General features: G+C 73.5%; 11 protein-coding genes. 6 read left to right on the top strand and 5 right to left on the bottom strand.

Features of this window, described 5'->3' with window-relative positions; translation table 11 throughout:
* The first annotated feature begins 55 nt into the window (after positions 1-55).
* Complete coding sequence (locus FXF60_RS10175) at positions 56-550, top strand: Fur family transcriptional regulator (RefSeq protein WP_151525862.1); 495 nt, start codon at positions 56-58, stop codon at positions 548-550.
* Positions 547-2,739 (top strand): catalase/peroxidase HPI, encoded by a 2,193-nt coding sequence (gene katG / locus FXF60_RS10180; protein WP_151525863.1) that lies wholly within the window; start codon positions 547-549, stop codon positions 2,737-2,739. The genes FXF60_RS10175 and katG overlap by 4 nt, the downstream gene beginning before the upstream one ends.
* Positions 2,740-2,811: 72 nt before the next feature.
* Here the strand turns inward: katG and FXF60_RS10185 are convergent, their stop codons facing one another.
* Together FXF60_RS10185 and FXF60_RS10190 are read right to left on the bottom strand one after the other, a co-directional pair.
* Positions 2,812-3,840: a sensor histidine kinase gene (locus FXF60_RS10185; protein ID WP_151525864.1), complete on the bottom strand. Its 1,029-nt coding sequence runs from the start codon at positions 3,838-3,840 to the stop codon at positions 2,812-2,814.
* Complete coding sequence (locus tag FXF60_RS10190) at positions 3,830-4,546, bottom strand: response regulator transcription factor (protein ID WP_151525865.1); 717 nt, start codon at positions 4,544-4,546, stop codon at positions 3,830-3,832. Before FXF60_RS10190 ends, FXF60_RS10185 begins: the two co-directional genes overlap by 11 nt.
* A 98-nt stretch (positions 4,547-4,644) precedes the next feature.
* Here FXF60_RS10190 and FXF60_RS10195 point away from each other — a divergent pair, with 98 nt between their 5' ends.
* Positions 4,645-6,708 carry a hypothetical protein gene (locus FXF60_RS10195; RefSeq protein WP_151525866.1) on the top strand — a complete coding sequence of 688 codons (2,064 nt, stop codon included), beginning with the start codon at positions 4,645-4,647 and terminating at the stop codon, positions 6,706-6,708.
* Positions 6,709-6,721: 13 nt separating this feature from the next.
* Here the strand turns inward: FXF60_RS10195 and FXF60_RS10200 are convergent, their stop codons facing one another.
* The 3 genes from FXF60_RS10200 to FXF60_RS10210 form a co-directional block, all read right to left on the bottom strand.
* A complete protein-coding gene (locus FXF60_RS10200; RefSeq protein WP_151525867.1) occupies positions 6,722-7,540 on the bottom strand; it encodes a hypothetical protein in 819 nt (272 codons plus the stop codon).
* A 112-nt stretch (positions 7,541-7,652) separates the two neighbouring features.
* Positions 7,653-8,330: a response regulator transcription factor gene (locus tag FXF60_RS10205; RefSeq protein WP_151525868.1), complete on the bottom strand. Its 678-nt coding sequence runs from the start codon at positions 8,328-8,330 to the stop codon at positions 7,653-7,655.
* Positions 8,327-9,640: a sensor histidine kinase gene (locus tag FXF60_RS10210; RefSeq protein WP_151525869.1), complete on the bottom strand. Its 1,314-nt coding sequence runs from the start codon at positions 9,638-9,640 to the stop codon at positions 8,327-8,329. Before FXF60_RS10210 ends, FXF60_RS10205 begins: the two co-directional genes overlap by 4 nt.
* Before the next feature lie 163 nt (positions 9,641-9,803).
* On the opposite strand from FXF60_RS10210, the gene FXF60_RS10215 reads away from it, so the two are divergent.
* The 3 genes from FXF60_RS10215 to FXF60_RS10225 all read left to right on the top strand — a co-directional run bounded on the left by FXF60_RS10215 (position 9,804) and on the right by FXF60_RS10225 (position 12,673).
* The gene (locus tag FXF60_RS10215) at positions 9,804-10,697 is read left to right on the top strand and encodes an ABC transporter ATP-binding protein (RefSeq protein ID WP_151525870.1); all 894 of its coding nucleotides are present in this window, start codon (positions 9,804-9,806) and stop codon (positions 10,695-10,697) included.
* Positions 10,694-11,551 (top strand): ABC transporter permease, encoded by an 858-nt coding sequence (locus FXF60_RS10220; RefSeq protein ID WP_238335805.1) that lies wholly within the window; start codon positions 10,694-10,696, stop codon positions 11,549-11,551. The genes FXF60_RS10215 and FXF60_RS10220 overlap by 4 nt, the downstream gene beginning before the upstream one ends.
* Before the next feature lie 171 nt (positions 11,552-11,722).
* Complete coding sequence (locus FXF60_RS10225) at positions 11,723-12,673, top strand: DUF559 domain-containing protein (protein ID WP_151525871.1); 951 nt, start codon at positions 11,723-11,725, stop codon at positions 12,671-12,673.
* Positions 12,674-12,678: the final 5 nt, after the last annotated feature.

Here is a 12,678-nt window from a genome sequence, read left to right on the forward strand (position 1 = left end):
GACAGCGGCCAGTCCTTTTCTTGACACGTTCCAGATCAGCAGCGAGGGTGGGGGCATGGACGTCTCGGCACCGGAGCGGCTCAGGGCCGCCGGTCTGCGGCTGACCAAGCCGCGCCTGGCGGTGCTGAGCGTCCTCGCCACCGCGCCGCACGCCGAGACGGCGACCGTCATCGCGCTGGTCCGCCGGGACCTGCCGAACGTCTCGCACCAGGCGATCTACGACTGCCTCGCCGCGCTGACGGACGCGGGCATCACGCGTCGCATCCAGCCCGCCGGGTCGCTCGCCCGCTACGAGCTGCGGGTCGGCGACAACCACCACCACGTCGTCTGCCGCAGCTGCGGCGCGGTGGCCGACGTCGACTGCCCGGTCGGCCACGCGCCCTGCCTCACCCCGGGGAGCTCCCCGGCGACCGACGGCTTCCTCCTCGAGGAGGCCGAGGTCATCTTCTGGGGCACCTGCGCCGCCTGCCGCGAGCACGGCCCCACCGACGCTCCCGACGGCAAACCCGTCGCGGGATCATCCTCAACCCAGCGAAAGGACAGTGCATGACGCCCGACGATCACGCCCAGCTCGCCGAGATGAACGCCGAGGAGACCACGGGGCAGTGCCCGGTGGCCCATGGCGGCCGCGCCCACCCGACCCAGGGCGACGCGAACCGGGAGTGGTGGCCCACCCGCCTCAACCTGAAGATCCTGGCCAAGGACCAGCCGGTGCGCAGCCCCCTCGGTGCGGACTTCGACTACGCCGAGGCGTTCAACCGCCTGGACCTGGACGCCGTCAAGGCGGACATCCGAGAGATCCTCACCACCTCCCAGGACTGGTGGCCCGCCGACTTCGGCCACTACGGCCCGCTGATGATCCGGATGGCCTGGCACAGCGCCGGCACCTACCGGGTGCAGGACGGACGTGGCGGTGGCGGCACCGGCCAGCAGCGCTTCGCCCCGCTCAACTCCTGGCCGGACAACGGCAACCTGGACAAGGCCCGGCGGCTGCTCTGGCCGGTCAAGAGCAAGTACGGCAACGCGCTGTCCTGGGCGGACCTGATGATCCTCACCGGCAACGTCTCCCTCGAGTCGATGGGCTTCAAGACGTTCGGCTTCGCGGGCGGCCGCGTGGATGCCTGGGAACCGGACGACGACGTCTACTGGGGGCCGGAGACCGAGTGGCTCGGTGACGAGCGCTACTCCGGCGAGCGTGACCTGCAGGGTCCCCTCGCAGCCGTCCAGATGGGGCTGATCTACGTCAACCCGGAAGGACCGAACGGCAACCCCGATCCGATCGCGGCCGCCAAGGACATCCGCGACACGTTCAGCCGGATGGCGATGAACGACGAGGAGACGGTCGCGCTCATCGCGGGTGGGCATACCTTCGGGAAGACCCACGGGGCAGCAGACCCGGAGGCGCACGTCGGCGCCGAGCCGGAGGGCGCTCCGATGGAGCACGGTGGCCTGGGCTGGGTCAACAGCCACGGGACCGGCCATGGGACGGACACGATCACCAGCGGCCTCGAGGTCACCTGGACCGACCGGCCCACCGAGTGGAGCAACCGCTTCTTCGACATCCTCTTCGGCCACGAGTGGGAGCTCAGCCAGAGCCCGGCCGGCGCGTCGCAGTACGTCGCCAAGGACGCCGAGGCGATCGTGCCCGACGCCGCCGACCCGGACAAGTTGCACCTGCCCACCATGCTGACGACCGACCTGTCGCTCCGGTTGGACCCCGAGTTCGAGAAGATCTCGCGGCGCTTCCACGAGGACCCGGAGGCGTTCGCCGACGCCTTCGCCCGAGCCTGGTTCAAGCTGACCCACCGTGACATGGGCCCGGTCGACCGCTACCTCGGGCCGGAGGTGCCGGACGAGGAGCTGCTCTGGCAGGACCCGATCCCCGCCAACGAGCTGGGCACCACCGAGGCTGACGTGGCCAGCGCGAAGGAGGCCATCGCCGACTCCGGGCTGACCGTCCAGCAGCTGGTCAAGACGGCGTGGGCCGCGGCCGCCAGCCACCGCACGAGCGACAAGCGCGGCGGGGCCAACGGCGGCCGGATCCGCTTGGAACCGCAGCGGTCGTGGGAGGTCAACGACCCGGAGGAGCTGGCGCCGGTCCTCGCCGCGCTGGAGGAGATCCAGGGCCGGACCAACCTGTCCTTCGCCGACCTGGTGGTCCTCGCCGGCAACGTCGGGGTGGAGCAGGCGGCCGCATCCGCGGGTGTGCCGGTCGAGACGCCGTTCACCCCAGGCCGTGGTGACGCCACCCAGGAGCAGACCGACGTCGAGTCCTTCGCCTGGCTGGAGCCCCGGGCCGACGGCTTCCGCAACTACGAGCGCCGGGACAACCGGCTCCCGGCGGAGAACCTCCTGGTCGACAAGGCCAACCTGCTCGGGCTGTCCGCACCGGAGATGACCGTGCTGGTCGGCGGTCTGCGCGCGCTGGGCGCCAACACCGCCGGATCGACCGCCGGCGTGCTGACCGACCAGGTGGGTGTGCTCTCCACCGAGGTCTTCAGGAACCTGCTCGACGTCAGCACCTCGTGGCGCAGCGTCGACGACGGCGAGCGCTTCGAGGGCACCGGACCGGCGGGCCAGTCGTGGACGGCCACCCGCGCCGACCTGGTCTTCAGCAGCAACTCCGAGCTCCGCGCCGTCGCGGAGGTGTATGCCAGCGCCGGCAACGAGGAGAAGTTCGTCCGCGACTTCGTCGCCGCGTGGGTCAAGGTGATGGAGCTGGACCGCTACGACGTCTGACGGATCGCCGTCGGCACGACGCACGCCCCTCCCGGCCTCGGCGGCCAGGAGGGGCGTGCGTCGCTCCCGGGCTCATCGGCCGGGTGGTGGGTCGTACGCCGTCGGCAGCTGCACCGTGACCCGGCACCCGGGACCGTGGTTGCGCAGGTCGATCGACCCGCCGGCCTCCTCGACGAGGGCGCGCGCGATGGTCAGCCCGACACCGGCTCCCGTCCCGGAGGCCGCGGTGCGCGCGGTCCCGCCGCGCCAGCCGGGCTCGAAGACCCGCTCCAGGTCCTCGGGGCGCAGACCGCCGCAGGTGTCGTCGACGGTGAGCCGGGCCAGGCCGTCCCGCTCACCGACGGCGACGACCACCTCGCGGCCCGAGGGCGTCTCCCGCACGGCGTTGCTGACGACGTTGGCGACGACGCGCTCCAGCTGTGCGGCCACGCCGTCGACGGGCACCGGACCCGAGGCGTCCAGCCGCACGCGCACCCCACCCTCCTCGGCCACCGGCTGCTGGCCGGCGACCACCCCGTCGGTGAGCTCGGCCAGGTCGAGGTGTGCCGCCTCACCTCCTCCGGGACCGGAGCGGATGCGCGACATCTCCAGCAGGTCGTCCACCATGCCGGTCATCCGGTCGGCCTCGGACCGCAGCCGCCGGTGGTAGTCGTCGGGGTCCGCGGCCACCCCGTCCTCGAGCGCCTCGGCCATCACCCGGATGGCGGACAGCGGCGTGCGCAGGTCGTGCGAGGCCCACGTCACCATCTCCTGCCGGCTGCGGGCCAGGGCGAGCTCGCGCTGCTCGTCGGCCAGCCGCTGCTGGGCCCGCCGGTCGAGCCGGCGGACGCTGCGGAAGAGCAGCACGCCGATGGCGAGCGCGACCGGGGCGGCGGCGAGCAGGACCAGGGAGATCAGGGCCGAGTCGTGCTCGGAGAGGAACATCGCCCGGGTGGTGACGACGACCCCGGCCGCGATGCTGGCGACGCCCACCACCGGCCCGAGCAGGGTCGCGGCCGCCGGCGACCGGCGCGCGACGAGCAAGGTCACCCCGGCGCCCACGAGCCCCACCGCACCCGCCGTCCCGGCCGCGAGGGTGATCGCCTCCAGCTCAGGCCTCATCGTCGGCCTCCTGGGTCGCCCGGTCCCAGCGGTATCCCTGGCCCCAGACCGTGGACAGCCGCGTCGGGCGCGAGGGGTCGGACTCCACCTTCTCCCGCAGCCGGCGCACGTGCACGGTGACGGTGGACCGGTCCCCGACCTCCCATCCCCACACCTCGCGCAGCAGGTCGTCGCGGTCGAGCACGACGCCGGGGTGGGTCATCAGGTGCACCAGCAGGTCGAACTCGCGGCTGGTCAACGACAGCTCCGAGCCGCCCAGCACGGCCCGCCGGGCACCCCGATCGACCACCAGGTCCCCGTCGCGCACGGTGCCGGCCGGCGGCTCGGCGCCGGCCGGGAGTCCGTGGGCGCGCCGCAGCAGCGCCTGCACACGCAGCACCAGCTCACGGGCGCTGAAGGGCTTGGTCACGTAGTCGTCGGCACCGACCTCCAACCCGGCGATCCGCTCCTGCTCGCTCGCCCGGGCGGTCAGCATGAGGACGGGGACGTTCGGGTCCACGGCCCGGATCCGCCGGAGCACCTCGAAACCGTCGATCCCCGGGATCATCAGGTCGAGCACGACGGCGGCGGGGCGCAGGTCGGGGAACGCGCGCACCGCCACCAGCCCGTCGCTCGCCTCGTGCGTGGGCAGCCCGGCACGGTGCAGGTAGGCGCAGACCACCTCCCGCACCGTCGCCTCGTCCTCGACGACCAGCACCGTGCTCACACCGGGAGGGTATGCGCTCGCGCTGCCCGGAGTCCTTACCGTTCCCTGACGGAGGCGTGGGAGCGGCCGGGCCACGACGTCGGCTAGGTTCGACACCCATGCAGACATGGCACCGGGTGGGGGACGTCGACTGGGTGGAGGGCGAGGCCTATGCCTCGCCCGAGGGTGGCGGGGAGCCCCCTGTCGCTGCCGGGCTGGTGATCGGTCGGGGCTATGCCCACCAGAGCGTCGCCACCCTCGGCGTCGCGGACGCGATCGCCTTCCTGCTGCGCCGTGAGCTGTCGCGGCCGCTGGAGACCGACCGCGGCACGGTCCAGGTGGAGGCACGGTCCACGGTCGGACTGCTGGAGACGACCGTGTCGATGTTCGGCACCCGGTCGGCGGTGTCCGGTGCGCTGCAGCGGCTCGTCGCGGTCCTCGACGACCCGATGCTCCTCGAGGTCCCGGAGGGCCAGCTCCCGGCGGGCGACGAGCACCCCTGGGCCGGGTGGAACAAGGAGCTCGGAGCCTGGTTCGGGTTCGGCCCCGCGAGCCTCTCCGCCCAGGTCAACCCGGCGTGGACCGGTGACGTCGCCGTGCTGCGCGAGTCGGTGGCGGCAGCCGGCCCGGCCCAGGCCCCTGTCGTCGGCTTCGTCACCGATCCGGAGGTCATCTGCCCGCTGCCCCGCGGCGGCGGGTCGGAGGCGGTCCCACGCCTGCACTGGAGGGACGTCGGTGGCCATGCGGTCGGCGCGACCTTCGAGAACAACCTGCTCAGCGGCCGGGCCGACCTCGGTGCCACCGGCCTGACGGCGATCGACCTGCTCGCCAGCACCCTGCACCGCAGCGTCGTCAGCATGACCGGCGCGGCCAAGCAGCTCGCGATCACCGCCTACCCGGTCGGCGGCAGCCGGCTGGTGACGGTGCGAGCCCTGGCGGCCCCGGGCGAGTACGACCACCAGCGGGCCCGGGCCGCGTCGGGCGAAGCGCTCGCGGCCTACCCCGAGCTGTCCGAGGAGACGCTCGTGCGCCAGCTCGAGCACACCCGCACGCAGGCGGCACAGCCGCCTGCTCCGTCGGTGCTCGCCCTGCACCGCCTGCTCACCGGCGAGCGCACCGACGGCGCCGTCCGCGCCGCCGAGGCGGGCGCCCTCACCACCGACACCGTGCGTGCCGCCGTCGGCCGGCTGGCCGGCCAGCTCCTCGTCGGGACGTCCGGGGCCGAGACGGACCCGGCATACCCTCTGCTGGAGCCCGCGCCCGTGCCGGACCCGGGCGGGCAGGCCACGACCGTCCGCACCCGGGTGCCGATCCTCGACGAGCGGCGCGGCGACACGCACCTGGAGCTCGCCGCGACCCCCACCCGGCTGGTGTCCACCCCGCGGCGCCTCACCTGGGTCAACCAGCTCTTCCCCGAGGTCCCCCGCCGCCGGGGTGAGCCGCTGCCGCAGCCGACCGGACCGGTCGAACCCTCCACCCTCGACCTCACCCGGCTCGCCGGGAGGTTCGACCAGGGCGAGGCCTACTCGTCCCTGATCGACGAGGAAGGACGGGTCGTCGGCATCCCCTGGACCGCGCTGCGCCGACCGGAGGCCCTGCGCGCGATCGTGGACGGCGCGACCGGCCCCGGCCAGCGCATGACCATGCCGGCCCAGCCGAACGCCGACGCCCTCGTCACGCAGCGGATCCGCAACCGTCGCCTCTCCGTGGTGCTCTTCGCCGTGGTGCTCGCCTTCTTCGCCAGCATGTTCTTCTGGCCCGACTCCGGCGCTCCCCGCCAGGAGCCCACGGTCAGCACCCTGCCGCTCGGCCAGCAGGTGAGGCTCGGCAACGGCTCCACCATCACGGTCTCAGAGGCGCGCTGGGAGACCGACGAGGCATACCCTCATCCGACGCTGCTCGCGCAGGTGGAGGCATGCGGGGGCGGGGAGACGGTGCAGCGCGGAGCGGACGGCGACGAGCGGAACTGGATCCCCTCCTCGGACTTCGACCTCGGTGGGACGGATGCGGTGACCCGGGCCGGTATGCGCCCGGGAGGCACCTACCTGGCCGGGGCGCAGCTGGAGGAGGGTCAGTGCACGTCGGGTCTCATCTCGATCGAGGCCGAGGTGGACGCGCCGCCGGACTCCGCGACGGTGCGCTACACCAACTCGCTCGGTGACGACGTGCAGTGGGAGTGGTGACCCGGCGCCGGCGTCACGAGCAGTCCACCACCGTGTCCGGGTCCGACGAGGTGTCCAGCCGCTTGCCGTAGGCGTCCCCGCCGGCCTCCCGCACCTCTGCGCAGATGGACTGCCGAGAGTTACCAGCCGGTCGGAAGACGGCATACACGGGGTCTCCCTGCTCGCTCTGCTGGCGTAGCGACGGACAGGCCAGATCGGTGCGCAGGTAGGACGCGTCCGGGTGCTCCCGCAGCAGTGCCCCCACGTCGCGGGCGTAGGAGGTGGGGTCGACGGCGGACCCGAGCACGACGATGCCCGAGCCGTCGCACTCCGGTCGGGTGATGGAGACGCCCACCCCGAGGTCCCCTTCGCCGGCAGACGAGTCGTCCGCGCCGCAGGCACGGAAGTAGGACAGCAGCTCCTGCGGGACGCCGTCCTCCTCGGCCTCGCTCCGGCACCGGGTGCTGGGCTGCTGGTCGTAGCGCTCCCAGCTGCCTGCCGAGCGACGCACGAACAGGGCGGTGTCCCCCGGTGCCGGGGTGGAACCGTAGGCCCAGTCCCCCGCGCAGACCTCCACCACGAACTCCTCGCGGTCCACGGCGGGGGCGATGGTCTCCGCGTCGCAAGGTGCTGCCTCGTCCGAGGCGGCCGGGGCCGACGATGTCGTGGGAGCCGCCTCCTCGCTGGTGGTGGCTTCCGGCGAAGCCTCTTCTCTCGACGGCTCATCGGTCGTGGAAGCGTCGGTGGGCGGCGAGCTCACCCCGGTGCCGTCCGTGGGTCCCGTCTCCGCGTCGTCGCACCCGGCGAGCAGCAGTCCGCCCGCCAGCGCCAGGGCACTCCAGGCAGCACGCATCGTCATCTGCTCCTCCGATCGCCTCCTCCTCCACCCTCTCGCGGATCATCGGCGACCTCTCGGTGGAGCGGCGTGGCCCACCCGGGACCGCAGGAGACCAGGTCCGAGGGCCTCAGTCGGAGCGGGCGTCGTGCACGAGCAGCGCGACCTGCACCCGGTTCGACAGGCCGAGCTTGGCCAGGATGCTCGAGACGTGCGCCTTGACCGTCGGGACGCCGAGGTAGAGGTCCCGCGAGATGTCGGCGTTGGAGCCGCCGCCGGCCACCGCCCGGGCGACCTCGAGCTCGCGCTCGGTGAGCTGCCCCAGCGCGGCCCGGGCCCGTGCCGCCCGGTCGTCCGGGGCGGGGCCTCCGCTGACCTGACGGACCAGCAGCGCCGCCACCGACGGGGACAGGGCGTGGTCGCCGGAGGCCACCTCGTGCACCGCGGCCACCAGCCGGTCCGGCGGGGTGTCCTTGAGGACGAAGCCGCGCGCGCCGGCCCGCAGCGCCCCGAGCACCAGGTCGTCGGCGTCGAACGTGGTCAGGACCAGCACCTTGGCCTCCGGCCAGGCGGCCAGCACCTCGCGGGTCGCGGTCAGCCCGTCCGTCCGCGACATCCGGATGTCCATGAGGAGCACGTCCGGTCGGTGCCTCCCCACCAGCTCGACCGCCTGGTCGCCGTCCTCCCCCTCCGCGACGACGTCCACGCCGTCGGGGCCACCGAGCAGCATCCGCAGCCCCGCCCGCACCAGCGGGTCGTCGTCGACGAGCACCACGCGGGTGCGGCGCCCCTCGGTCTCCCCCGTCATACCGTCCCCTGGGTCTGCCACGGGAGCCAGACTCGCACGACGAACTCGCGCTCGACCACACCTGCCTCGAACCGGCCGCCGGCCAGGTGCACCCGCTCGGCCATGCCGGTGAGGCCCAGCCCGGTGGAGAGCGCGGGGGTCAGGGTCGCCCCGACGGGGTTGCGGACCACGACGTCCAGCCCCTCCCCGTCCGTGCCGCTGACCTGCACCCTGGCCCCCGACCCGGGGGCGTGCTTGCGGGCGTTGGTCAGGGCCTCCTGCACCACGCGGTAGGCGTGCCTGCCGACCAGGTCCGGCAGGTGCACCGACCGTGCCCACAGCTCCGGGTCGGCGTCCAGCGCCACGTCCTGACCGCTGCTCGTCGCCTCGGCCACCAGCGAGGGGATGTCGGTCAGCGTGGGTTGCGGTGACTCCACCGGGCCGGGGTGCTCGTCCTCGGCCCCGTCGTCGGCCCGCAGCACCCCGAGCACGTCCCTCAGCTCCTGGAGGGCCTGGTGCGCACCGTCCCGGACGACCTCCGCGCTCGCCCGGCGGTCTTCCTCGCTGAGGTCGGGGCGGTGCGCCAGCGCACCGGCGTGCATGGCGACCAGGGACAACCGGTGCCCCATCACGTCGTGCATCTCGCGGGCGATCCGGGCCCGCTCGGCCAGCCGCGCCTGGGACACCCGGGCCGCCTGCTCCCGCTGGGCCGTCTCGGCACGGCTGACCGAGCTCTGCAGCAGCTCCCTGCGCGCACCGACGTTCCACCCCACCAGCGTGGCGATCACCAGGATGAGCACGGTCAGGAGCCCACCCGCGAGGACGTACATCCACGGGGCCTGGCCGGAGCGGTAGGCCGGGTCCCCCGCGAAGAGCACCGGTGCGACGAAGGCCTCGTGCCCGACCCCGACGGCCACGTTCAGCGCCACGACACCGACGAGGGGTGAGACGCGTCGGCGCGTCGCCAGCGACATCACCGCCAGCAGCGTCGCGGGCACCGCCCACACGGAGACGATGCACAGCGCCGCGGCCGCCAGGGCCACGCCGAGCGGCCACCGCCGACGCAGGGCGACCAGCACGAGCACCACGTGCCCGACCACGAGGTCGAGCAGGAGCAGCCGATCGGCGGAGCTCACCGGGGCCGGGTCCTCGCGGCTCCACGTGCTGATGCCCACGACCACCAACCAGAAGAGCGCGCCGAGCAGCCAGACCAGGCCGAGCCGCCAGGCGTGCTGCCACCGGGTCAGCGGCGGGACCGGCGGCGCCGGCTCGGTGGGCGCCCGGCCGGCCACGAGCGGTGCCTGGTCCGCCGAGCGCGAGGGTGGGGGCATACCCGCACCCTAGGCGTCGACCGCCGAGCCGGACCACGGCCGACCGGCCGACCCCACCCCCTACTTTCGTCGGTCCCACGCCCGCACGGACCAGACCGACGTCGTCGCACTGACCGACCGGCGACCGATGTGGCGGGCACCCTCGGTACAGCACCGTGGAGACATGATCCAGATCGAGAACCTCGCCAAGCGGTACGGCGCCTTCACCGCCGTCGACGACATCACCTTCACGGCGCGGCCCGGCCGCGTCACCGGCTTCCTCGGCCCCAACGGCGCCGGCAAGTCGACCGCGATGCGGATGATGTGCGGGCTGACCCCCGCCACCTCCGGCACCGCGCACATCCTGGGCCGCCCCTACCGCAGCCTGCCCAACCCCACCACCCACGTCGGCGTCATGCTCGACGCCGGTGCCCAGCACGCCGGGCGAACCGGGCGCGAGGTCCTGGGCCTCGCGGCCATCCTCGTGGGTGCCGGCCGCGGGCAGGTCGACTCGGTGCTGGACCGGATCGGTCTGACCTCGCGCGAGGCGGAGCGCAGGGTGGGCAACTACAGCCTGGGTATGCGCCAGCGCCTCGGTCTGGGGGCGGCGCTCATCGGCGACCCCAGCGTGCTCATCCTGGACGAGCCGGCCAACGGCCTGGACCCCGGCGGGATCCACTGGATGCGGGAGCTGCTGCGGTCCTACGCCCAGGAGGGCGGCACCGTGCTGCTCAGCTCGCACCTGCTGTCCGAGGTGGAGCAGGTCGCCGACGACCTGGTGCTCATCGGCCGCGGCCGGATCGTGGCGCAGGGCACCAAGGAGGAGCTGCTCAGCAGCGCCGGGGTGGTCGTCGACGCGACCGACCGGGAGGCCCTGCACGCGGCCCTGCACCGGGCCGGCTTCTCCCCCGTGGCGCGGCCGCGGGGTGGCTTCGCCGCGCAGGCGGGGACCGCTCAGATCGGTGAGCTGGCCCTGGCCGAGGGCCTGGTCATCACCAACCTCAGCTCCTCCGGCGGCGGCCTGGAGGAGATGTTCCTGACCCTGACCGCCGACGACGCCCGGGAGGTGGCGGCATGACCACGCAACTCAGCACGACGACCGGAGCTGCGGACCAGGTGCGGGACACGACGACCCCGACGGACCCGGGTGGCCGGGCACGGGCATACCTCGACGACGCCGACCTGGGTCAGGGCCTGCCCTTCGCCCGGCTGCTGCGGACCGAGCTGCGCAAGACGGTCGACACGCGGGCCGGTCGGTGGCTGCTGATCGTCATCGTCGCGGTGACCGCCCTGGCGATGGGGCTGATGATGTGGCTCGGCCGGGAGGACGGCGCCGACTACCCCACCCTGCTGCTGGCCGCGGTGACGCCGCAGGCGGTGCTGCTGCCGGTGCTGGGGATCCTCACCGCGGCGTCCGAGTGGAGCCAGCGCACCGCGCTGGTGACCTTCACCCAGGAGCCGCGTCGGCTGCGGGTCATGGCGGCCAAGAGCCTGGCGGCGGTGCTCCTGGGCCTGGTGGTCGTCGCGGTGACCATCGTGCTCGCCGGGCTCGCGCACGTGGCCTCGGCGGGGCTCGCCGGCGGTGACGTCGACCTGAGCCTGCCGGGCCACGTCTACGGCGGGGTCGTGGTGCTGCAGCTGATCTACGTGCTCATGGGTGTGGCGTTCGGCGCGATGCTGCTCAACGTGCCCCTCGCCATCGCCGGCTTCTTCGTGCTGCCGGTCCTGGTCAACATCGTGTCGATGACGGTCGGCTGGGTCAGCGAGCGGGCCGCGTGGATCGACCAGACCATCGCGCAGACCCCCTTCATGGCCCTCGACGCCGCCCCGACCGGGGAGCAGTGGGCCCAGCTGGGCGTCACCTCCATCTGGTGGGTCGTCGTCCCGATGGCCATCGGCCTCTGGCGGGTGGCGCGCCGCGAGGTGAAGTAGCCCCCGACGCCCGCCACCCGCCCGCCCTCCTCCCGGAGTGACCACGGGATAGCACAACCCTCATCGGGAAGTTCGCCGATGAGGGTTGTGCTATCCCAACGTTGGTCGTGGTTCGCGGGGGCTTGTGGACAAGATCTGCGGGCGCTGTGGCCGGGAGGGCAGAGTCACGGTATGCCGCAGCAGACGCCCGAGATCCCGATCCCGCCCGCCGAGCTCGCCGCGGTCCAGCGCCTGCTGGCCCTCGGGCACGGCGCGGTGACGACGCCGGACCTGAGCGGGATCGGCATCGGGACGGCCCGGATCGCGCTGCTGCAACGGCACAAGGTCCTGCTGCGCGTCGGGAGGTCCGCCTTCGTCGACCACGAGGCCGACGCCCTGGCGTCCCCGCGAGAGCGGCACATCATGCGGGCCACGGCGGTCGCGCGGACCTGGCCGCCCGGCGTCGCCGTCAGCCACCTCAGTGCCGCGTTGGTGTTGGACCTGCCGCTGCCCGTGGTGCCCGAACGGATCCATGGGTGTCGGATGGGCACCGGCCAGCACCGCAAGAACGACGTCTACACGATCCACACCGGCTACGTCGGCGCCTCCGCGTCGTGGTGGCACGGCGTCGAGGTCCTCGAGCCGCGCTTCGTGATCATGGGGGTCGCCGAGGAGCTGGGCCGGGACGCCGCCGTCATGGCGGCCGACGCGGCACTCCACCGCGAGATGGTCACACCGGCCGAGCTCACGGCAGCCTGCGAGGCCAGGCCCAACCATCCCGCTCACGCCGTGCTGGAGCGGAGCATCGAGCTCGTGGACGCGCGCACGGAGTCGCCCGGCGAGACGCGCACCCGGCTGCTCCTGCTGGGCCTCGGCTTCACCCCCGTCCCCCAGGTGGTGATCCGCGACGCGCAGGGCGACTTCATCGGACGGGTCGACTTCCTCCTCGCAGGGACCAAGGTGGTGGTGGAGTTCGACGGGATGGCGAAATATGGCTCCGCGGAGGACCTCGCCGCCGAGAAGCGCCGCGAGCTGCGGCTGCAACGTGCGGGCTACGTCGTCGTGCGCCTGGTCTGGGCGGACCTGGCCCACCCGGAGCGGATCCGCCGCCTGCTGCTGGACGCCCTGGCGACCGCAGCCTGAGCGAG

The sequence above is a fragment of the Serinicoccus kebangsaanensis genome, from assembly GCF_008919445.1.
GTDB lineage: Bacteria > Actinomycetota > Actinomycetes > Actinomycetales > Dermatophilaceae > Ornithinicoccus > Ornithinicoccus kebangsaanensis.